This window comes from Flavobacterium sp. HJJ, assembly GCF_015351475.1.
Classification (GTDB): domain Bacteria; phylum Bacteroidota; class Bacteroidia; order Flavobacteriales; family Flavobacteriaceae; genus Flavobacterium; species Flavobacterium marginilacus.
Genome location: NZ_JADKPR010000004.1, coordinates 1 through 21,777 on the forward strand (window position 1 = coordinate 1; position 21,777 = coordinate 21,777).

The following is a 21,777-nucleotide window of genomic DNA, read 5'->3' on the forward strand; positions in this document are numbered from 1 at the left end:
GAAAAATTTTACTCTACATTTGTAGAGTAAAATCTATAAATGTAGAGTTGAAAAATGAAAAACCTTTTTGTAATATTCTTATTCGGAGTTTTATTTTCTGCCTGTAAAAACACTTTAATTAATCAAAAGATTAATAAGAGAAAAGAAGGTGTTTGGATTCAAGAATATTCGGAAGATAATCTTCATTACAAATCTTACGAATATTATAAAAATGATATACCAGTAAAAAAGTGGAAATCTTATATCAATAATAAAATTTATAAAACGGAGAAATATAAAAACGGTGTTTGTATTGTAAAATATTATCATGAAAACGGAAAGCTTCAATCTAAAGGAAAAACTAAAATTGAAACTGATTCAGTCGAAACACATTGGTTTTATTTTGGAGAATGGCAATTCTATTCCGATAAAGGGAAATTAACTGAAATCAAAAAGTATAATAAAGGAGAATTAATCTCCGAACAAAGTGTAAAAAAATAACTCTTAAAAAATAAACCATGCAGCTATCCAACTCAGAAGAACAATTAATGCAGCATCTCTGGAAGCTTGAAAAAGCATTCATGAAAGATTTGCTCGAAGCACACCCAGATCCAAAACCAGCCACAACAACTGTTGCCACATTGTTAAAAAGAATGATTGATAAAAAATTTGTTGCTTACAACGAATTTGGTAATTCGCGCGAATATTATCCATTGGTCAAAAAAACAGATTATTTCTCCAAACACGTCAACGGATTGATTAGTAATTTCTTTAACAATTCGGCTTCACAATTTGCTTCCTTCTTCACTACCGAAACGAATTTATCTACATCGGAACTAGAGGAACTCAGAAAAATTATTGATGGTGAAATTCAAAAAAAGAAAAAATGACAGCCTTTTTAATTAAATCTTCCATCAGCCTGCTGGCTCTTCTTATCTTTTATCATTTGGTATTAGAAAAAGAAAAAATGAACCAATTCAATAGGTTTTACTTGCTATTTGGCATTGTATTTTCTTTTATAGTTCCATTCGTAACTATTGAGGTTATTGATAAATCTGCAGATACATTAATGCAAACGAATGCCGTCATGACTGGAGAAGCAGCAATAGTAATCATGCCGGAAACCGTCAATTACACAGCAATTATAATTTGGAGCATATATAGTTTGGTCACTCTGTTATTGCTGTTTCGTTTTATGAGAAACATTCTAAAAATAAATTCCAAAATAAAATCGAACACCATTATAGATTATAAAAATGCAAAACTAGTTTTACTCAAGGAAAAAACCTTGCCACATACTTTCTGGAACAGCATCTTTATCAACGAAACCGATTACCGAAATAGAAAAATTGAAGCTGAATTATATACACACGAATTGATACACGTAACTCAAAAACATACTTTGGATGTTTTATTTATTGAAATATTGAAAACGCTGTTTTGGTTTAATCCAATTTTTATTTTCTACAAAAAAGCAATACAGCTTAATCACGAATTTCTGGCCGATGAGAAAGTAGTATGCGCCCATGATAACGTCCCGTTTTATCAAAATTTATTACTATCGAAAGCAAACGAGAACCAACCTTTTTATTTAGCCAGTAATTTAAACTATTCTATAACCAAAAAACGATTAATTATGATGACAAAAACCGTTTCTAAAACAAGAATTACTTTAAAAAAGTTGACATTACTACCATTGTTTTCTGGAATTATCCTCTTTTTATGTATTGAAACCATCGCTCAAGGAAAATCTATTTTAGCTAATTTGGATAGCAAAGAAAAACCTGCAGATTCTCTGGAAAAACATAGAGATTCTTATTTTGCAGGAGTTCGGGTAATTATTACAGATAAATTGCGAAAAGTAAAAATTGACAAAATGTATGAAGAACTCACTTTAGAAGAAAAGAAAACATATCTGAACGAAGTTTCCACACTAATTAAACCATTCGAAAAAAAATCTCCAACAAAAAAAGAACTTGAAGATTTTAAAAACTCAAAAAAATATGCCATCTGGATTGATAACAAACACATATCCAATTCAATATTAAACAATTATTCAACTGGCGATTTTGCCTATTATTCTGGAAGTAATGTTCTTAATAATGCTAGAAAAGCAAAGTTTCCACAGCCTTTTCAATTCCATTTATATACTTCCAAATATTTTGATGAAAATCTAAAAAACAGCCATCTAAAATTTGGTGGAAGCACTATAAAAATAAGTATTCCAGAGAACAAAGAGAATCTTAAAAAAAATCCTGTTTACAAAACAGATTCAGTAAAAAAACAAGATGAAATAGTACACAGCCTTCCTGAAGTAGACAAAGAACCAGAGTTTCCAGGTGGAATTGAAAAGTTTTATCAATTTATAGGTGAGAATTTTAAACTGCCAAAAACAGCAGATGAAGCTAAACTTAAAGGGAAAATTTATACAACATTTGTAATAGAAAAAGACGGTTCATTATCGGATATAAAAGTGACATTAGATATTGGATATGGAACATGGAAAGAAACTCTTAGAGTTTTAAAATTATGTCCGAATTGGAATCCAGGAGAAATCAATAACAAACCGGTTAGAACATTATACAGCTTACCAATAACTATTCAAAGCGCCGATTAATAATTTCAAAATAAAAACCGCATTTCTTAATGCGGTTTGCCTAAAAAAATAAAAATCTAAGAGCCTGTTTAAATTTTATTTTTGAGATTTATTATTAGATGATTTTTGAGTGAAACTAGGCAAATTTTATAAAATAGCAGAGCTATTGTATGAAAATTTAACGAAGTTGTAGCCAAAAATCGTAATAAGAGAGCCAATAAATAAAACTTAAACAGGCTCTAAAATTAATTAAAAACCTTGTCAGGATTATATCCCACATAAGACTTCGCCTGTTCATGGAACACAACACCATATTCTTCCAGTTCTTTCAAAATTGGAAGATACACTTCTTTCTTAATAGGAAGCTGTACTCCAGGAGTAGTGATTTTACCATTCAAAATTAGCAGAGTCGCCATTGCAACCGGCAATCCAACAGTTTTTGCCATAGCTGTATAAGTCTGGTCTTCGCCTATGCAGACCATTTTGGAATCGATCTGCTTTTCTTCCCCGTTGAGGACAAAACCGAATTTGTGGTACATTACAATCATATCTTTATCCTTAGGCTGTAAAGTCCAGCTGTCGGTGAGGATTTTTTCAAGAATCTGGGCAGGAGTAGCATCTTTCATCCCCACTTTTTTATTGGGGTTAAACAAATCCAGTTCCAGCAGTTTATCCCACATAATATCGTCCTGGTCAATTTTCAGAATCAACCGCATTTTTATTTCCACCGAATCCGTAGGATGATAAGGAAGGAAGGAATTCACAAACTGCCGATAACTCATGTTCTCCGAATCTTCCATAATATAGCTGTCGTCCGTCATACCCAGCTGTACAAACATATTCCAGGCTTTGGAAAAACCAACTCTCCGAATGGTTCCTCTATACAAAGTAAGCGCATCGTCAAGACCATAAACACTGCGGTATTTAAGCGAATCTCTATTGGAATACGCTTCAAATTTCCCATAACCTTCCACTTCAAGAAATTCGGTTCTGCGAAACAGATTCACATACGGAATGTATTTATACGCCCCTTCCTGAATAAATTTTGCAGCTCCGCCCTGTCCTGCCAACACCACATTTCTTGGCGCCCATGTAAATTTATAATTCCACAGATTATTATCAGATTCTGGTGCTACAAGTCCGCCGCAGAAAGATTCAAACAAAAGTATTCTGCCACCTTTTTCCCTTATCTCATCAATAGTCTTCATCGCACTCATGTGATCAATTCCTGGATCGAGTCCAATTTCATTCATGAAAATCAAATTATTAGTTTTAGCCGCTTCATTTAATTCCTGCATGGCATCACTAATATATGATGCAGTAACAAGGTGCTTTTTATACGCAATACAATCCCTTGCTACTTCTATATGCAGATGGGCCGGCAGCATCGAAATCACAATAGCTGCTTTTTGAATAGCATTTCTCCTTTGGTTTTCATCAAATATATCAAGAGCAATTGGAGTTGCATTGGGATGATTATTAGTCTTTTTTTGGGCTAAAGCCAAAGATAAATCCCCAATAATAACATGCAGCTTCTCCTCTTCCGATTTGTTTAAAAGGTATTGAATCAAAGATGAAGCAGATCTTCCTGCTCCTATAATTAGAATTGTTCTCATAGCTGTTTAATTCAAAATCCAAAGCGGACATTACAATTTTGATAAATAAGATATTTTTATCTTTATTTAAAACATCTGATTTTACAAAAATATAACACAAATATATATTATTGTTGCATTTATAACAAATGATTTTGGCATTTTATTTATTTCAATTAAAAACATTCAAATCAAACGATAATAAAATCAATCGGGCTTAAATATTAAAAACTACTGCAAAAGTCATATAAAAAATGCAGTCATTTTAAAATATATGAAATACTTTTGCCATACTTTAAATAAAAAGAAATGGATAAGAAAATAATTTCTACAGCAGCGGTTTTTGGAATGATTGCGATAATATTGGGTGCTTTTGGTGCTCACGGACTAAAAAATGTTCTCACTGTTGGACAGCTTACCACATTTGAGACTGGAGTAAGGTATCAAATGTATCATGCTCTGTTTTTATTGTTTATTGGAACAACTTCTATAATTAACCAAAAATTAAAAAAAACCATCCTCAATCTGACGATTCTGGGAGTTTTATTTTTTTCAGGTTCCATCTATCTTTTAGCCACCAATTCATTGATGCCAATCGACTTTAAGGTAATTGGCTTCATAACACCTATCGGCGGATTATTTCTTATTTCTGCATGGTTCGTTTTGTTATTTGACTTAATTAAGCCTTTAAAAAAGAAAAATAAATTATAATGCAGTTATAAAAATAAATTATACTTTTGCAGTGAAATAAAACACACTCAAAAAAATTTATTTTTATGGACAACTACGCTTTGTTTACGAAATCGATTTCGTTAAAAGAACTAGAAATTGAAAATGCTGCAGTTCAGTATCAGCTAAGCCCGAATGAGTTACATGATATTACGATTAAATCAGGACAGGGACTCGAAAACAATACGGGAGCATTGGCAATTAATACTGGGGAGTTTACCGGGCGTTCTCCACAAGATCGTTTTATCGTTAAAGACAGCATTACGGAGGATAAAGTATGGTGGGGAAACATAAACATTCCTTTTGAACCAAGCGCTTTTGATGCACTTTATAAAAAAGTAACAGCTTATTTATCCGGAAAAGAAATCTATGTTAGAGATTCTTATGTCTGCGCCGACACCAATTACAGATTAAATGTACGTGCAGTTACCGAAAGAGCTTGGGCAAATTTATTCTGTCACAACATGTTTTTGAGACCGGCTAATGACGAATTAGAAAACTTCACTCCCGAATGGACAGTAATCTGTGCTCCCGGATTTCATGCTGATCCTGCAGTTGACGGAACACGACAAGGTAATTTTGCAATACTAAATTTTACAAAAAAGATTGCTCTGATTGGAGGAACAGGCTATACCGGCGAAATGAAAAAAGGAATCTTTTCAGCATTAAATTTTATCCTGCCTGTGTTCAAAAACACGCTTCCAATGCACTGCAGTGCTAATGTTGGAGAAGATGGTGATACCGCAATATTCTTTGGATTATCAGGAACAGGGAAAACAACTTTATCAGCAGATCCGGACAGAAAACTTATTGGTGATGATGAACACGGATGGACCAATGAAAATACTGTTTTCAATTTTGAAGGCGGCTGTTATGCCAAAGTAATCAATCTTACCGAAGAAAATGAGCCGGATATTTTCAGAGCCATCAAAAAAGGAGCAATTCTAGAAAATGTAGTTTTCAAATCAGGCACCAATGAAGTTGATTTTGAGGATATTTCGATTACACAAAATACTAGAGTCAGCTATCCTATTGAGCATATCGAAAATATTCAGCCGGGATCTATTGGCAAAAATCCAAAAAACATCTTTTTCCTAACTGCTGATTCATTTGGCATTCTGCCTCCAATTTCAAAACTGACTGCTGGACAGGCCGCTTATCATTTTATATCAGGCTACACCGCCAAAGTAGCTGGAACAGAAGCAGGAGTAACGGAACCTCAGCCTAATTTTTCAGCCTGTTTTGGCGCACCTTTTATGCCTTTGCATCCAACAAAATATGCTGAAATGCTGAGTCAAAAAATGAAAGACGCTAATGTAAAAGTGTGGCTGATCAACACAGGCTGGACTGGCGGACCTTATGGAACCGGAAGCCGAATGAAACTGAAATATACCCGTGCCATGATTACGGCCGCTTTGAAAGGGGAATTAGATTCTGTAGAATTTATGAACCATGACGTATTTGGAATCGCAGTTCCTCAGTCTTGCCCAAATGTTCCAAACGAAATCCTAAATCCAAGAAATACTTGGGAGAATACAGATTTATACGATACAAAAGCTGTTGAATTGGCTCATAAATTCGAAGCTAATTTTGCAAAATTTGCAGCATTTGCCAATGCTGAAATATTAGCAGGCGCACCGATTGCATAGTTAATTTTTAATTCAATACTAAATGAGGCTGTCTAAAAGTATAGACGACCTCATTTTGTTTCTTTGCTCTTATCTTGGGTCAGTCCAAACAGTTTCTATAAATACCGCCTTATCCCAATTTAAACAAGTGCTTTTAGTACCGGCTATGCCTCCACCAAAATCACATACAGTTTCGCAGTTTTCGTTTCTAACTAAACCCAAAGGAATATCATTACCCATACTTGCAAATTGATCATCTACAATATAAACATTTTGCCCATTATATAAATATTTTTTTATGCTAGCCCTAGGATTTTCAACGGGTCTTTTCAATATCACATTAATTGAAGGAGTAAAACATTCTGGATATTTACATTGATTTGAATTTTCTAAATTTTTACTGTCATTACTGCATTTTGTTAGCAGTGTAGCAATAAAAAATAATATTATTAGCTTTCTCATTTTATTTTTTATACGTTAATAATTTAGTTTATTATGATTTTTTGTTGTGAAACTTCTCCTTTATTGTTTATCAATAAAAGGTACACCCCTTTTTGCAGAGCAGAAATATCTAGTTGAGATTTGTTTTTTATAGTTTTCTTAGGTATTCGGGTATTTCCGGTTAAATCTTTTATTTCAACTTCAAAAATTTCTGTTTCTGTAATTGCATTTGTTTTAAAAGTGTTTTCGCTTAGATTCGATTCAGCATTAGTATTTATTTTTTCTACTGTTAAAGAATTAGAACTATTGATTGGATTAGGATAAATTATATAGGAATATCCAATAGTACAGCTGGAATTAGGATAGACAATTATCCCTCCTATTACAGACCATCCGCAACCGTTATTTACTTCAGCAAGCATTTGTCCTGCCGTATTTGTTCCAGCCGGACCAGATGGACCTGCATATATTCTATTATCTTGTTGTGAAAATATTTGCCAGTTTGCGTTTGGCATAGTCCATCGATACGTATATCCTGCTTTATGTCCGCCTGGAACGTTAGCATAATAATAAGCAACTGATCTACATACAGCTGAAGTACCTGTTAATGAACCTGAGTTGAATTTGCCAACCCAAACCTCCTTATTTGCAATACTTCCGTCTGAAAAAGTTGCTTTAATGAAACCTGAGCCATCTGTGTTTGATGACTTGACAGTTATACTTGAATTGTTAGAAGAAATTATGGTAAAATTGCTAGAAGTTGACCAAACTGGTACACTACCCAGAGGAGGCAGGGGAGCAGCCAGAGAGTAAGTTACTGTATTTTCATAGCAAAGTACATAACTACCATTCAAATTATAATTAATTGTCGCATTTGAACCAACACCAACTGCATACCAAGCTTTTGCTACCGTTATTGATTCAATAGAGTTAGAACCATATAAATCTTCTGCGGCTTGAATAGTATAATTTCTTGCTTGTAAATAATTCGTAGTAGCATTGAAATATACGGTTTCGGCTCTGTAAACTATTTTAGCAGCTTTTTCTTTGCTTATGCCAACAACATTATAAAAGTTTCCAATATCATTTGTTCCTGCTTTTCCTTCGGCCAGTATATAAAACCAATGATTCAAAACACCACTGTTGGTATGTGCGTCGCCATCACTGTACCAATATGTACCAATATGTACCAATATGTACCATTGTAAGTATCCGGTTGATAAAAAGTTTTCGGGTTACTCATAGAACGCAAAGCACCACCACCAATTTTTATTTCCTCACCAATTAAATATGTTTGCTTGTTTGGATCGGCATAATATTCAATCATAGCTCCCCATATATCACTCAATCCTTCATTTATAGCCCCAGATTCACCTTCTTTAATTAAACCTGCTGTTTTGGCACATAATCCGTGTGCAATTTCGTGGCCAACAACATCCATCGAAGTTAATGGAGAAAAAATATATGTTCCATCGCCATAAGTCATTCTTTGTCCGTCCCAAAAAGCGTTATCATTATTTGTAAAATAAGTTGGATTTATTTGTGGCAAATTAGCGTGAACATAATTTTTCAATTTAAAACCTTGATTATCTATACTGTTTCTGTTGTGTATTTGAAAAAAATAATCATACTCTTTTCCAGCTCCCCAATGAGCATCTAGTGCAGCATTATCTTTGTTGGCGTTATTGAATTCTGCTGTAGACCAATTATTATCATTATCAAGAAAGTCTATAGCACCAGCATAATTTCCAGTATTGTTCATATTGAAGGTCTCAATACCGAGTCCACGTGAATAATCTCTTAATTTATATTGACTAATTGAGACCTGTTGGGTTTCAATAGTTCTATTTCCGCTATACTTTGTATCTGCAATACCCATTATTTTTTCAATTTGAGAGCGTTTATAAATGATATCTCCAGATTGAGCATCAATATAAACTTCAAGTGAATCATAAGGATAACTTGCCAAAATATTAAATTTGTATGCCAAAACGGGTGTTGAATTTTCTTCAAATAAATCCTTTTCAATGATTACTAACTCCGCTTTCGGATAATACGTAGCTTTTTCATTATTTTGCTCTTTTTTTATTAATTTTTCACTTTCTTTATCTTGCCACATATAACTTTTTGCACCAATATTTGTCAATACGATTAATAATGCTTCATTTTCACTTAATTTAGGAGTTATATCCATATTTGAAATAGCAATGTGTTTACCCGTTATTGTTTTTAAATTACCATTTTCTGAAACTATACTCTTTATGGCATATTCAACTTTGATTCCCTTATAAAATTGTTGATATTTTTTTGACTCTAAATTATTTTGAGTTAGATTATGCTTTGGTTCTAATTTAAAGTCATCATCGTTTTTTAAGTCAAATTGTTTTTTAAAAAAATCTTTAACCGATTTTTCATCTGAATTAATTCTTGTTACCTTAAATTTAATATATTCCGCCTTTCCTTTAGAATTTTTAACAGAAATCTCCTCGTCTTTTACTTGTGCATAATTCATGTCGCTAAAAAATAGTGTGACAATAAGAAATAGTATAACTTTCTTCATAACAGATTAAAAAAATAAAATTTGTAAATGATTTACACAAACATACCTTTTAAATTATAAGAAAAAAACAACAAACGATGCAATAAACACAACGAATGATGCAATATTTTCTTTCATAAATTTATATTCTCTTATTTAATATATGCATTTTAAAGAATTTGCCAATGCTGAAATATTAGCAGGCGCACCAATTACCAAATAAAGGAAGATTACTAATTCAAAATTAAAAGGCTGTTATCGAACAGCTTTTTTTATACCCTGATAAAAATATATATATATGCTCTTTCAAAATTCATCAAAATAACATCAATAATATATCATTCACTCCTAACAATTTAAGCTCTAATATCAATAAATTTTAGTGTAATATTCCTGCAGATAAATTCAGTTTAACAATAGACTATGTTTAACTATTAGGTTGCATTGGCTTAACATCGCGCTTTTACATTTGCAAAAAATTAATTACATGAAAAAATTTATACTTCTTTTTACATTTTCTTTTTTTCTTACTGTAACCGCAAAAGCATCGACTATTAAAGGTAATGTTTACGATTCGGAAACAGGAGAGCCTTTGGCCGGCGTTTCGATTTCGCTGACAAACAGCAAACATAATGACATTACCGGACTTGATGGTTCATTTAAACTTAACGAATTATCATCTGGAACTTATACCATAAAAATCAGTTATGCCAGTTATCTAAGTATTTCGAAAGAAATTACAATTGATAAAGAAACTTCTCAGGATTTAAAATTTTACCTGCAAGCTGAAACTAAATCATTGCGAGAAGTCATCGTAGACAGTAAAGGCGGTGCCAGTGAAGAACATACAGCCCGAAGATTAGAAAAAGAATACAGCCAAGTTATCAATATTGTATCTGGCAAAGCAATAGAGATATCCCCAGATCTTACTGTAGCCAACGTAATTCAGCGCGTTTCGGGTGTGTCTATAGAAAGGAACAGTAATGGAGACGGACAATATGCTATTATTAGAGGAATGGACAAACGATACAACTACACGCTGATTAATGGCGTGAAAATTCCAAGTCCTGATAATAAATACCGTTATGTTCCTTTAGACATTTTTCCTTCTGACTTACTGGACCGATTAGAAATTTATAAAACATTAACGCCAAATATGGAAGGTGATGCGATAGGCGGTGCCGTAAATATGGTAATGAAAGATGCGCCGGCTTCTAAACCGCTTTTCAGTGCTACTATTTCTGGAGGTTACAGCCAGATGTTTTTTGACAGGAAATTTATGAGTTACGGATATGATGAGATTAACAAAAAATCTCCGTATGAATTAAATCCTAAGAGCTACGAAGCTGCTTCACAAGATTTTCCAAAAGGAACATTAGCTTACAAATACTCCAATCCTGCACCCAATTTTTTATCTAATATCTCATTAGGGAAACGATTTTTTGACAACAAATTTGGCGTGCTGATTGCGGGCAGTTTTCAAAATTCTTATAGAGGCAGTAACTCTACGCTTTACAATACCCAGCTTATTGGTACAGATGAATTTGCCAGCATTGTCAGTAAAAATTACCGTGAATATTCGGAACAGCAAAAAAGATACGGGGTACAGGGAAAGGCAGATTACCAGTTCAATTCGTCTAACAAAATTAGTTTGTACAGTGTGTTCTTGAATCTAGATAATATTCAGACTAGAAATACGCTTACTACCGATTATACCTCCGAGTATCACCCAGAAACAGGTAATGCAAAATTGCTTTACTCCACACGTACACGTTTTACCAAGCAGCAGATTTACAACAACACTTTACAGGGAAATAATACCTTATTGAACGATAAATTTAAAATTCATTGGTCGGCAGCTTACTCTTTTGCCAGTAATCAAGTTCCAGACAATACCAATATTAATGTTAACGGCGAAGAGAAAAATTATGTTAGTACCCGTACAAAACTGGCTATTAACCCAATCACGCATCGCTGGGAGCGCAATACGGACGAGGATTTAGCGGGATATTTAGATTTAACATATACGCTGCCTTTATTTGACGGCAATATCGATTTTTCGGCTGGAGGTCTTTACAGAGATAAACAGCGAAGCAGTTTTTACAATAATTATACTTTGGCTCCAACAAATCCAAATGCGGCTTATGGAGTAGATTTTACGGATTATACGCAATTGGATTTAGTAGTAAGCAATCCAACCGGAGCAGTAAGTAACTCTTTGACTTACGATGCAAGTGAAAAAACAGCTGCCGGTTACGGAATGTTTAATTATAAAACAGACAAATGGCAGGCAATAGGAGGTGTTCGTATTGAGAATACCGACCAAGGTTATAATCTGCTTTTTCCTGCCGGAGAGCCTAGACCAATAGGAAACCAGGTTTACACCTACACCCTGCCCAGCTTAACTTTAAAATATTTCCTAAGCAATAAACAACAATTGCATGCTTCTTATTTCCGTTCGCTTAACCGACCTGGATTTTATGAAATTGTACCTAGCAAAGTCGTTAACGAAGAATATCAGGAAAGAGGTAATCCCGATTTAAAACCTGCTGTTGCTGATAATTATGATTTTAGATATGAGTTTTTCCCAAAAGCCGGATCACAATTATTTTTAGGCACTTTTTATAAAAACATTAAAGATCCTATCGAATATACCTTTTTGGCAGATGCCACCCGCGGGCAGGACACCTATTACAGCCCAGGCAACTTTGGTACCGCAAAAAACTTCGGAATCGAATTAGATTATATCACCTATTTCAACAAAATAGGCGTCAAAGTAAACTATACCTATACCGACTCTAAAATTACCACTCCAAAAGACCAAAAAGTATTAGACGCTAACGGAAACTTACAAAAAATATCGGTAATGCAGACTAGACCTCTTTATGGTCAATCGGCACACATTGCCAACGCCGCTATACTTTATAATGACAGCAAAAAAGGCTGGGATGCACAGCTTTCTGTTTCATATACAGGTCCTCGCATCAATACTGTTTCTCAATTTGTTAATAATGATTTATGGCAGGAAGGATTTGTGCAAATGGATGCTTCGGTCGAAAAACGATTTAAATCAAAGTTTAGCATTTACCTAAAAGCAAATAATATCCTAAACACGCCGCACAAGTTATTCTTAAAAGGCACGAACGCAGCAAACACAAACATTGCTGAAAGTAATTTAGAATACAATGGCAGAACACTGATAAGAGACGATTATTATGGTCAGAGTTACCTCATTGGCGTACGTTACAAATATTAGTTAATCCCAAAGAAAACACATACAGATGAAAACAATCTTTAAAAATCTTAACGCTGCTCTTTTATTAATCATTATAATAACTGTTGCTGGCTGCGAAAAAGCGAATAGCGACGTATATACTGATGTAGATGGAGGAGTTTCTTCGGGTGAAATCTCAGGAATCTGGCAAAAAGGAACTACACACAACATTACAGGTGACGTAATTATTCCCGAAGGAAAATCACTGACCATAGAAGAAGGTGTTACCGTAATTATGGATCCTGTGGCAAAGACCGAATTTATTGTAAAAGGTAATTTATACTCATTAGGAACCGCAGATAATCCTGTGAAATTTACCATAGCGGAAAAAGACAGAACCGAAGAGAATAAATTTGGTAAAAAATGGGGCGGAATTTTGGCAGCTAAAACCTGCGCCGAACTCATTCTGGATCACACTATTTTAGAATATGGAGGAAGCACAACTTCAGATGCTTCAACATCAGTAAAATTAGGTTTATACAAAGCAGTTGCCGGCGAAAACTTACCCGCTTTATGGTTTTCTAACGTAAACGGAAAATTGGTAGTAACCAATTCTATTATTAGAAATTTTCAAGAAGACTGTACTTATATCGAAGGCGGAAATATTATTTTTTCGAATAATATTTTCTACACTACAGGCGTATCTGGCGGTGAGGCGATGAATTTCAAATCAGGCTGTTTAGTCGATGCCGCTTACAATTTAATTTATAGTGCCAATACAAATGCTTTTAAATTATCTAATGCAGGACTTAGAAATCCACAAGCCGATATTGTTGCTTATAACAACACTTTTGTAAATACCGGCTGGCGCAGACCAACAGCAAAAGGAGGATCAATTTGGGTCGAAAATGCTGTAGTAGCCCACATCTATAATAATTTATTTGCCAATACCCGTTTTGGTATTAAGAGAGATACTAAAAGCTTGGAAGATGCCCGATCTACAATTAGTAATAACCTTTATTATGGCTATGATCAGACAACTGTTAATCAATTTCAGCCCTCTAAAGATGTTATTGGCGGCACAAACGAAGTGAAAGGAACAGCTGCAGGCCAAAACGACCCAGGTTTTGTAAATTATCCTTTAAACAACCCTGTAAGCAGTCCTGATTTTAATACTTCTTGGGATTTTCATTTAAAATCAAATTCTATTGCTCTTGGTAAAGGAACTACTAATTTTGTTAGACATTTTAATAATCCTATCACTTTTAGCAACGGATTGGCATATGCTTCTCCGGCGCCAGCTGCTTTTATTGGTGCTTATGGCGTGGCTAAATAAATCAAAAACAATTAAATCAATACCTCAAAATGGTCAAAAAAATAATACTTTCTATAAGTTTATTTACGCTTGCAGTGCTGTCTTTCAGCTGTCAAAACGATAAAAAAAATACCAAAACCGCATCCAAAAATGTAGTAAAACCAGTTTTTATTTCTGAACCCGTACAATTTGACAGTGACGATCCTGCAATCTGGATTAATAAAGCTGATGTTTCAAAAAGTCTGGTTATTGGAACTGATAAAGAAAAAGATGGAGGACTTTATGTATTTGACCTGCAAGGGAAAATACTAAAAGACAAGACTGTGAAAAATCTAAAAAGACCCAATAATGTAGATATTGCTTACGGATTGGTGCTTAACGGAAAACCAACAGATGTTGCCATTACGACAGAAAGATTAGGTCAGGATCTTAGATTTTTTTCAATTCCGGACATGAAACCTGTTGACAACGGAGGAATCAAAGTATTTGAAAACGAAACCGAAGCAGATTACAATGCTCCAATGGGTATAGCTGTTTATACTTCAAAAGATGCAAAAATATATGCTATTGTCGGCCGCAAAACCGGACCTAAAACGGGCGGTTATCTTTATCAATATTTATTAGAGGACAACGGTAATGGAAAAGTAAAAGCCACTTTAGTTCGTAAATTTGGAGAATACAGCGGTAAAAAAGAAATAGAGTCAATTGCTGTTGATAATGAGTTAGGATATGTTTACTATTCTGATGAGCAATTTGGTGTACGCCAGTATTATGCAGATCCAGCCAAAGGAGACGAACAATTATCCTTATTTGGCACAACAGGTTTTGCCGAAGACCACGAAGGTATTTCTATTTATAAACTTACTGATACCACAGGCTATATTTTAGTATCAGACCAAGGGGCTAACCGTTTCCAGATTTTTAGCCGTGAAGGCACAAAAAACAATCCATTTGAGCACAAATATTTAAAGACGATAAATGTTTCAGCCACAGAAAGCGATGGTTCCGAAATAACCAGCATCCCTTTAAATTCGAACTTTAAACATGGTTTGTTTGTAGCAATGAGTACCGATAAAACATTTCATTTTTACCGTTGGGAAGATATCGCTGGTAAAAATTTAAAAATAAAGTAATTTATTGCAGCCGAATTTTTCTATTCAATATATTACTGCCAATAAAAATTGACATTAGTTCTTTTTTACCTTATTGGCAGTAATAATTTGCTGATTTAAATACTTTTAACACAAAAGAAATTAGCGAATTGAAAAACATATGGATTTTTGACCTTAAATTTGTACCAATCAAATTTATCAATCAAAAATCAATCAATCATGTTAAAACAATTTTTTATCCTGTGTTCAGGCGCAGACAAACCGCTGCTGGAAGGGTGCTCCGAAGGCGAACAAACCAAATATGTTGGTATTGGTGCTACCGTTTTTTTTACTGCAGTTATGGCTTTCATAGCCAGTGCTTATGCCCTTTTTACTGTCTTCGATAATGTTATTCCTGCACTTCTTTTTGGATTCGTTTGGGCCTTACTTATTTTTAATCTGGATCGTTTTATTGTTTCCACCATTCGAAAAAGAAACAATTTTTCTAGTGAATTTCTGCAAGCGACTCCTCGAATTCTTTTGGCCATTATCATTGCAATCGTAATTTCAAAACCTTTGGAAATTAAAATTTTCGAAAAAGAAATCAATACGGTTTTACTGAAAGAAAAAAACGCAATGGCTTTGAATAATAAAAAAGAAGTCAGCAGTTATTTCAAATCGGATTTGGACAAAAACAAAAACGAAATCAAAAACCTAAAAACCGAAATAGCCAATAAAGAAAAAGAGGTAAATACGCTTTATCAGACTTATATTCAAGAAGCCGAAGGAACTGCAGGAACAAAATTAATGGGCAAAGGTCCCGTGTTTAAAGAAAAAATAGCGAAACACGATTTAGCAAAAAAAGAATTAGATACCATTCAAAAAAACAATTTAGCCAAAATCGCTGTTCTGGAAAAAAGCACCAAAACACTGCAGACAGATTTAGACAAAAAAGTCACCGAGACACAGCCAGTTATTGACGGATTTGACGGTTTGATGGCGCGGATTAACGCTTTGAATAAACTGCCTTGGCTGCCTTCATTTTTTATAATGCTGTTGTTCCTTGCTATTGAAACTTCACCAATTATTGCAAAGTTATTATCTCCAAAAGGGGAATACGATTATAAACTGGAAGATTTAGAAACTGCGCTCAAAGCTACAATCGAACAGGACAAATACCAACGTGAATTGCTGATAAAAACCAGTGCCTCGATGCACGATAAAGTATATGCAGATATCGCTGAGGATAAGAAACTATACGATCTGCAGCGAAAAAACGCAACGGAATTACTGGAACAGCAATCCAATAATTTTGTTGAAAAGCAAATAAAAACTTTATAGATTCTAAAGACAAAAGTCTTAAAGTCAAAAGAAATTAACTTCTGACTTTAAGACTTTCAACATTATGACTTTCGGCTATAAATTACATCTGGCTCAAAATCTCTTTTTTGAAAGCATCATATTCACCCTGCATAATCAATCCGTTATCAAGGAGTTTTTTATAATTCTGCAATTTTGCAAAAAGTTCGTCCTGCGATAATCCGCTGTTAATTTTCTCTCTAGAAGCAGCTGAACTTTCAGCAAAAGGTTCGGCTTGATTAGAAACAACCGGCATAATTTCGGCAAAATCAGTTACTTCTTCCGTTTCCATTTCTTCAATCAGCTCCGATTCCTGAATCAATTCTGGAACATTTTCTTCGTTAATTACTGATGCCGCTACAGGAGCTGCTGTTCCGTTTTTCAAAATATCCAATTGTTCTTTGGCAAACGTAGCAATTTTTCTAGCTTGAATTTTAGGAATATAATCGATAGAAACCTGAACCTGTGTTTTGGTCGAAAATGAAAATTCAGAACCTAAAATATTTTCTTTCATAAACGTGCCTTCAATTTCGTCCCAGGTAAAATCGGTAAAATTCATTGAAAGCCCCATATTTTTAGGCTGACAAATAATAATTCTTTTATTGGTCACCACAATACTATCCGGAAAAACAGTAATAGCTGGTTTTTTCTGAACGGCGATATACCCTACTTCTTCATTTTTCATCAATAAATCATTCAGTTTTGAAGTAATTTTTTCGATGGCTTTTGGATCTTGTTCTTCGTTAAGGAACTTTTTAAGATTATCAATCATAGTATTTTATTTGAAAGTGTCTGATGTTTTTGAACAAAAGTAATGTCTATTTTTCTAATTGCTTCTGCTATTCTGTAAAATATTTTACTCTAGGTCAATAATTTCAGTTTGAATTTTCTTCGTTAAACTTTTAAAAACCAATTCATAGGAATGATCAATTAATTCTTTCAGCAGTGCATTCGGAACATCTTGATTTACGCTAATTGTGTTCCAATGCACTTTGCTCATATGAAAACCGGGCTGTATGGCATCATATTCGGCACGCAGTTCTTGTGCACGCTCAGGATCACATTTCAGATTCATATGCGGATTTCCTTTTTCCCACTGCAATAAAGATGATAGAGCAAACATCTTTCCGCCTACTTTAAATACCAAAGTATCTTCATCAAAAGGGAAATGTTCCGTAACTCCTTTCTTGGAAAGACAATATTCGTAATACGTTTCTAAGTTCATTTATTTTCCAATTTCACCCAAGTGGGTATATTTAAAACCTGTTTCATATTTTAATCCATAACCAAACATCCTGTCCATAGACGAATGCGCAAATAAAATAACACCAATAAGCTCAACCGTTTCATTGGAACAAAAAATACCGACAAGATAAAAAACAATCGCTATGCCTCTGTGATGGGCTAAATTATAACAAAATGCGCCAATTCTATCTCCAAAGAGATAACCTATCATAGAAAAATCAGGTACTAAAATTAAAACCAAGAACCACCACCAAGCATAGTTCAATTGGTTAAAAAAGTAAATACCGAGTACAAACAATCCTAATTCTTCGAGTTTGATAACTGTTTTCATGATACTATTTTTTCCATCATTTTTTCTGGGTGCGCCAAGGCCTTAAAACCAAATTTCTCATATAAAAAATGAGCATCAGATGTAGCCAGACGCCATATTTTTACTTCCTGCAATTGCGGTTCTTTCATCATAGCGTCAATTAAAATCGAAGAATATCCTTTTCCTCTGTGTTCTTCGGCTATAAAAACATCCATTACATAAGCAAAAACGACATAATCAGTGATAACCCTCGCAAAACCAAATTGGACATCGTCCTTATAAATCCCAAAACAAATCGAACTATCAATTGTTTTTTGAACTTCATCAATGGTTCTTCCCGCAGCCCAATAAATATCTTTCAAAAAATCCTGGATAAAAGGAACATTTAATTGTTGTTTATCTGTAGAAACGTAAATCTTACTGTCCATATTTTAAATAAAAATTAAAGTCTTAATTTATAACCGATTTTATTCACTGGCTTGCTGATAAATTTTGGCGCATCAAATCGGTAACCAAAATACAACAATCCAAACGAACCACCATTTGAAACAACCTGGTTTTTACTTTCATTATAAAAACTGGAATTGAAATTAAAGTTGACTCCAAATAGAATTCGATCCGAATTATATCCAAGTCTTAGCCCGCCAGTAAGAGTGGTCAAAAAATAATCATGCTTTTCTTTTTTTTGAATTCCTAATTCATCTGTTGTAGAATTCAGGAATTTTACTCCAAGAGCTGTTGTTAAATTAGGCGCCACATAAAACTTTTTATGAATAATAAAATTATAAAAATAACCAATCCCCACACTTACATCATATTCATTTTGATACGTCTTTAAAATATCAGTTTCCAAAGAAATCTTTTTATAATCATATATTAGTGTTGGGATAAAACTTCCTGCACTTTCTTTTTGCCACTCAGTAAACGATGTGATGCTTTTTAATGAAAAATTGGGATTGAAAATATACGATGTTGACATTCCGTATTTGGTTATTTTTAAATCTGGAAATTGAATATAAGGGGCAATATCAGGTTTCCAATCTGGTAAAAAATCCTGAGTGTTTGCGATATAATATCCTTTGATCCTGCTGTAATCAACCGTCTGAAGCCATTTTCCAAGAAAAAAACGAAAATTATATTCTGAAAATTTAGATTTTCCTTTTACATCTTCATCTTTATTTCCTCCTATAAACTGAGGATAAAATCCGTAACTAAAACCTATAAATTTATAATCTGCAGATAAAAACACTTTGTAATTATTATTGGTTTCCAAATCCAGATTGCCACCATTTTTGTCTTCCAAAATTTGTGAGTCAGTTTGCGTACTAAGATTAGTTCTAATCAAAATCTCATCGGGATAAAACACAAATTTAGAACTGTCTCGTTCTTTTTTTTGACCAAAAACAGTCCCGTTTCCTAAAAGCAAAATAGCAAAAAACAATGCTATTTTAAGCAAATATTGGTTATGGCAACTTCTATATTTCCGTGTTTTCAATCCTTAGATTTTACAAAATAGAATATAAAACAGGCTTGCTTGGACTCGCATCATTTTCAAAAGAAGCGATTTGAAGATTCAACAGATAACTACCGTCTTCGATTTCATCAGGAACAAAAATCATTTCAGTTATCGTACAATCTAATCGCGCATCAGGATTTAAATCATTAACATCTTTTACTTTCCAAAAAGCTTTATGTGCCAATAATTTCCCTTCGTCATGTTCTTTGTCCACACTCGGCAAATCGATCAGCAAATGTTTGATGCCGCTTTCGCGAATGAAATGTGCTGCATCTTCTGCCAGATAAGGCGGATTGGTATTCGAATATTTCAGTGATTTTTTTATTTTGAAATTGGGTAATGTTCGGATAATTATTGCTTCGGGAGTTTTAACGCCTAATGCTTTCTTTATCTGATTTCTCGTTATTACCAAATCTTCTCCCTGCATTTCCGGCACAACCGAAACCAATTCAGCCAAAAAGAAAAACTGCTTCAGCCATTGATTAATGCTGTAAAAATCCCGTGTAATATGACCGAGACATTCAGTATGAGTTCCGTGTCCATGGGGGTTAAAAAAGATATTATTAAAATTGGTCGATGATTTCCCTTCGGAAACCTTACCTATCCAATCGCCAAAAACAACAGGCTCAATTATGGGTTTTTCTAAATACCAGGCAATCGGATTTTCATCAGTATTCGTCAATGGAATTGAAATATCAATGGGTTTTGATAAATCGACTTTAAACATATTATTGTTATGTTGGATTGATGCTTTCATAGTTATTTAACCGCAAGGTTTATGTTTTACTTTAGTCGAGAAGTTCGCAAAGTAATTTTACTGTATTACAAAATTAAAAACTTCCACCTAATCTCCCCCGCACCCTCCACAGGAACTTCCGCAGCTTGATCCACAGCTTGATCCGCAGGAAGACGAACTGCTTGAATCTCCATAACTGCTATTATTATTACTTTCATTTATTATGGGTGCAAATGAGCTGCCTAAATAAATACTGCCTAATAAGAAATACTGCCAATCCCAAGAACTAAAATTATTTCTTTCCGGGTATAATTGTACTAGCTTTTTATATACTTCAGGAATTATCGATTTAGTGAATTTGCTCCTTAAACTTCTTAAAAATGTAAAACTGATAAAAACTAAAATGACCGAAATAAAAACCAATAAAAGTATTGGCTTCCCCCTTTGAAAACCAATCGCCATCCGTGAGCATCCAATTAAAAACAAACTAAAAATTACAGCACAGTTCAAAACTAATAATTTTGAAAATTGTTTAGAGTTCAAAATAATTTCATCAATATAATTTGTAGAATTCTTTATCTGAATAAAAACCGGTTTCATCTTCATTTTATTCAAAATATAAAAATATTGAATATTTTTATAGGCTTTCAGCTCATCCATTATTGCTTTATCAAATGGATTATCCTCCTCTTTGTTTTTTAAAATATTTACCTTTTTATCAGCCGAAATAGATACAAATTCATCAACTATTAACTGATTTACATATCCATGAATTACATTGTCTAATTTTCCAGTCTGCATATAGATTAACTCCGTTGGTGTTAAGTTGCTAAATATGGTATTAAAAGACAATTTTGTATAAAGGTTATTTAAAAAGTTTTTATTGTACTGGTTTAAAAAAAGCAATGAGAAGATTATTATTCCGATATATCCGATTACAAAAAAAGGATTGTTTATTCTGAGATAAACAGGCTTTATAAAATAGCAAAATGGCAAAAACAGTACAATCAATATTCCGATGCTCAATTGAAGATATTGATTATAACTATACTTTGATTCATCTAAAAGAAATGTATCAGACAAATTATCATAATTCCAAAATTCTTCAGGCTGTTTACCAAAAGATCTCTCATAAAACACTTGTGTAGATTCCTTAGCCTGAGCAAATTTTTCTTTTTCTGCTCTATTATGCGTAGATGGAATATGTTCTATTCTCTTGCCCAAAACACCACAAAACTCATTATACAATTGGGTAAAAACAAGATGCTGATGCCACACAATGTCAACAATAGCTGAGGGAGAAACCATCACATTTGAAGCAGCTGCCAAAAACATAAATTTTTTATATTCCAAAATTGCTTTTTGGGTATAATTAATTGTCCATTTGTTTTCATAAGCTAATCTTGTAGAAAAACCGTATTCTGATATTGGAAAATCAAAATTATAGGCTTCAATTTTTGCCCAAAGGGTGCTATCCATTTTTA

Annotated in this window: 20 protein-coding genes; 9 read left to right on the plus strand and 11 right to left on the minus strand. The window is 33.6% G+C overall.

Annotated elements, in window-relative coordinates:
* Positions 1-54: 54 nt before the first annotated feature.
* From IRZ80_RS04410 to IRZ80_RS04420, 3 genes are read left to right on the plus strand one after another with little or no spacing between them, the layout of a single operon-like run.
* Positions 55-480, plus strand: coding sequence for a hypothetical protein (locus IRZ80_RS04410; protein WP_194640358.1), 426 nt, complete (start codon positions 55-57; stop codon positions 478-480).
* A 17-nt stretch (positions 481-497) separates the two neighbouring features.
* Positions 498-869: a BlaI/MecI/CopY family transcriptional regulator gene (locus IRZ80_RS04415; RefSeq protein WP_194640359.1), complete on the plus strand. Its 372-nt coding sequence runs from the start codon at positions 498-500 to the stop codon at positions 867-869.
* On the plus strand, positions 866-2,596 hold the full coding sequence (locus IRZ80_RS04420; RefSeq protein WP_194640360.1) for a M56 family metallopeptidase: 1,731 nt from the start codon (positions 866-868) through the stop codon (positions 2,594-2,596). Before IRZ80_RS04415 ends, IRZ80_RS04420 begins: the two co-directional genes overlap by 4 nt.
* 224 nt (positions 2,597-2,820) lie before the next feature.
* On the opposite strand, the gene IRZ80_RS04425 is transcribed toward IRZ80_RS04420, so the two are convergent.
* Positions 2,821-4,191, minus strand: coding sequence for a saccharopine dehydrogenase family protein (locus IRZ80_RS04425; RefSeq protein WP_194640361.1), 1,371 nt, complete (start codon positions 4,189-4,191; stop codon positions 2,821-2,823).
* Between the two features lie 288 nt (positions 4,192-4,479).
* On the opposite strand from IRZ80_RS04425, the gene IRZ80_RS04430 reads away from it, so the two are divergent.
* On the plus strand, positions 4,480-4,881 hold the full coding sequence (locus IRZ80_RS04430) for a DUF423 domain-containing protein (RefSeq protein WP_194640362.1): 402 nt from the start codon (positions 4,480-4,482) through the stop codon (positions 4,879-4,881).
* A gap of 65 nt (positions 4,882-4,946) precedes the next feature.
* Complete coding sequence (pckA, locus tag IRZ80_RS04435) at positions 4,947-6,548, plus strand: phosphoenolpyruvate carboxykinase (ATP) (RefSeq protein WP_194640363.1); 1,602 nt, start codon at positions 4,947-4,949, stop codon at positions 6,546-6,548.
* Between the two features lie 69 nt (positions 6,549-6,617).
* Here the strand turns inward: pckA and IRZ80_RS04440 are convergent, their stop codons facing one another.
* The 3 genes from IRZ80_RS04440 to IRZ80_RS21120 are packed head-to-tail and all read right to left on the minus strand — an operon-like array spanning position 6,618 to position 9,528.
* Positions 6,618-6,989, minus strand: coding sequence for a DUF6970 domain-containing protein (locus tag IRZ80_RS04440; RefSeq protein WP_194640364.1), 372 nt, complete (start codon positions 6,987-6,989; stop codon positions 6,618-6,620).
* A gap of 23 nt (positions 6,990-7,012) precedes the next feature.
* Positions 7,013-8,161 carry a M4 family metallopeptidase gene (locus IRZ80_RS21115; protein ID WP_194640365.1) on the minus strand — a complete coding sequence of 383 codons (1,149 nt, stop codon included), beginning with the start codon at positions 8,159-8,161 and terminating at the stop codon, positions 7,013-7,015.
* Entirely contained in the window at positions 8,098-9,528 is a 1,431-nt protein-coding gene (locus IRZ80_RS21120; RefSeq protein ID WP_194640366.1) for a M4 family metallopeptidase, read from the minus strand. The genes IRZ80_RS21115 and IRZ80_RS21120 overlap by 64 nt, the downstream gene beginning before the upstream one ends.
* 466 nt (positions 9,529-9,994) lie before the next feature.
* On the opposite strand from IRZ80_RS21120, the gene IRZ80_RS04455 reads away from it, so the two are divergent.
* The 4 genes from IRZ80_RS04455 to IRZ80_RS04470 all read left to right on the plus strand — a co-directional run bounded on the left by IRZ80_RS04455 (position 9,995) and on the right by IRZ80_RS04470 (position 16,468).
* Complete coding sequence (locus IRZ80_RS04455) at positions 9,995-12,763, plus strand: TonB-dependent receptor (RefSeq protein WP_194640367.1); 2,769 nt, start codon at positions 9,995-9,997, stop codon at positions 12,761-12,763.
* A gap of 25 nt (positions 12,764-12,788) precedes the next feature.
* A complete protein-coding gene (locus tag IRZ80_RS04460) occupies positions 12,789-14,057 on the plus strand; it encodes a right-handed parallel beta-helix repeat-containing protein (RefSeq protein ID WP_228520805.1) in 1,269 nt (422 codons plus the stop codon).
* 29 nt (positions 14,058-14,086) lie between these two features.
* Positions 14,087-15,169 carry a phytase gene (locus tag IRZ80_RS04465; protein ID WP_194640368.1) on the plus strand — a complete coding sequence of 361 codons (1,083 nt, stop codon included), beginning with the start codon at positions 14,087-14,089 and terminating at the stop codon, positions 15,167-15,169.
* 198 nt (positions 15,170-15,367) lie between these two features.
* Entirely contained in the window at positions 15,368-16,468 is a 1,101-nt protein-coding gene (locus tag IRZ80_RS04470; protein ID WP_194640369.1) for a DUF4407 domain-containing protein, read from the plus strand.
* Between the two features lie 82 nt (positions 16,469-16,550).
* On the opposite strand, the gene IRZ80_RS04475 is transcribed toward IRZ80_RS04470, so the two are convergent.
* The 7 genes from IRZ80_RS04475 to IRZ80_RS04505 form a co-directional block, all read right to left on the minus strand.
* Positions 16,551-17,258, minus strand: coding sequence for a PH domain-containing protein (locus IRZ80_RS04475; RefSeq protein WP_194640370.1), 708 nt, complete (start codon positions 17,256-17,258; stop codon positions 16,551-16,553).
* A gap of 84 nt (positions 17,259-17,342) precedes the next feature.
* Positions 17,343-17,711: an MmcQ/YjbR family DNA-binding protein gene (locus tag IRZ80_RS04480; RefSeq protein ID WP_194640371.1), complete on the minus strand. Its 369-nt coding sequence runs from the start codon at positions 17,709-17,711 to the stop codon at positions 17,343-17,345.
* The gene (locus tag IRZ80_RS04485; protein ID WP_194640372.1) at positions 17,712-18,062 is read right to left on the minus strand and encodes a DUF4260 domain-containing protein; all 351 of its coding nucleotides are present in this window, start codon (positions 18,060-18,062) and stop codon (positions 17,712-17,714) included. It lies immediately after the preceding gene.
* A complete protein-coding gene (locus IRZ80_RS04490) occupies positions 18,059-18,469 on the minus strand; it encodes a GNAT family N-acetyltransferase (RefSeq protein WP_194640373.1) in 411 nt (136 codons plus the stop codon). Before IRZ80_RS04490 ends, IRZ80_RS04485 begins: the two co-directional genes overlap by 4 nt.
* Positions 18,470-18,483: 14 nt before the next feature.
* A complete protein-coding gene (locus IRZ80_RS04495) occupies positions 18,484-19,536 on the minus strand; it encodes a DUF4421 family protein (RefSeq protein ID WP_194640374.1) in 1,053 nt (350 codons plus the stop codon).
* A gap of 10 nt (positions 19,537-19,546) precedes the next feature.
* Positions 19,547-20,314 carry a cyclase family protein gene (locus IRZ80_RS04500; protein WP_194640375.1) on the minus strand — a complete coding sequence of 256 codons (768 nt, stop codon included), beginning with the start codon at positions 20,312-20,314 and terminating at the stop codon, positions 19,547-19,549.
* Positions 20,315-20,401: 87 nt separating this feature from the next.
* A complete protein-coding gene (locus IRZ80_RS04505; RefSeq protein ID WP_194640376.1) occupies positions 20,402-21,772 on the minus strand; it encodes a glycine-rich domain-containing protein in 1,371 nt (456 codons plus the stop codon).
* Between the last annotated feature and the right edge of the window lie 5 nt (positions 21,773-21,777).

Coding starts and splice junctions, on each gene's coding strand:
- IRZ80_RS04415 (WP_194640359.1), top strand. CDS start 498: ATGCAGCTATCCAACTCAGAAGAACAATTAATGCAGCATCTCTGGAAG.
- IRZ80_RS04470 (WP_194640369.1), top strand. CDS start 15,368: ATGTTAAAACAATTTTTTATCCTGTGTTCAGGCGCAGACAAACCGCTG.
- IRZ80_RS04480 (WP_194640371.1), bottom strand. CDS start 17,711: ATGAACTTAGAAACGTATTACGAATATTGTCTTTCCAAGAAAGGAGTT.
- IRZ80_RS04410 (WP_194640358.1), top strand. CDS start 55: ATGAAAAACCTTTTTGTAATATTCTTATTCGGAGTTTTATTTTCTGCC.
- IRZ80_RS04490 (WP_194640373.1), bottom strand. CDS start 18,469: ATGGACAGTAAGATTTACGTTTCTACAGATAAACAACAATTAAATGTT.
- IRZ80_RS04420 (WP_194640360.1), top strand. CDS start 866: ATGACAGCCTTTTTAATTAAATCTTCCATCAGCCTGCTGGCTCTTCTT.
- IRZ80_RS04485 (WP_194640372.1), bottom strand. CDS start 18,062: ATGAAAACAGTTATCAAACTCGAAGAATTAGGATTGTTTGTACTCGGT.
- IRZ80_RS04455 (WP_194640367.1), top strand. CDS start 9,995: ATGAAAAAATTTATACTTCTTTTTACATTTTCTTTTTTTCTTACTGTA.
- IRZ80_RS04440 (WP_194640364.1), bottom strand. CDS start 6,989: ATGAGAAAGCTAATAATATTATTTTTTATTGCTACACTGCTAACAAAA.
- IRZ80_RS04475 (WP_194640370.1), bottom strand. CDS start 17,258: ATGATTGATAATCTTAAAAAGTTCCTTAACGAAGAACAAGATCCAAAA.
- IRZ80_RS04425 (WP_194640361.1), bottom strand. CDS start 4,191: ATGAGAACAATTCTAATTATAGGAGCAGGAAGATCTGCTTCATCTTTG.
- IRZ80_RS04505 (WP_194640376.1), bottom strand. CDS start 21,772: ATGGATAGCACCCTTTGGGCAAAAATTGAAGCCTATAATTTTGATTTT.
- IRZ80_RS04430 (WP_194640362.1), top strand. CDS start 4,480: ATGGATAAGAAAATAATTTCTACAGCAGCGGTTTTTGGAATGATTGCG.
- IRZ80_RS04465 (WP_194640368.1), top strand. CDS start 14,087: ATGGTCAAAAAAATAATACTTTCTATAAGTTTATTTACGCTTGCAGTG.
- pckA (WP_194640363.1), top strand. CDS start 4,947: ATGGACAACTACGCTTTGTTTACGAAATCGATTTCGTTAAAAGAACTA.
- IRZ80_RS04500 (WP_194640375.1), bottom strand. CDS start 20,314: ATGAAAGCATCAATCCAACATAACAATAATATGTTTAAAGTCGATTTA.
- IRZ80_RS21120 (WP_194640366.1), bottom strand. CDS start 9,528: ATGAAGAAAGTTATACTATTTCTTATTGTCACACTATTTTTTAGCGAC.
- IRZ80_RS04460 (WP_228520805.1), top strand. CDS start 12,789: ATGAAAACAATCTTTAAAAATCTTAACGCTGCTCTTTTATTAATCATT.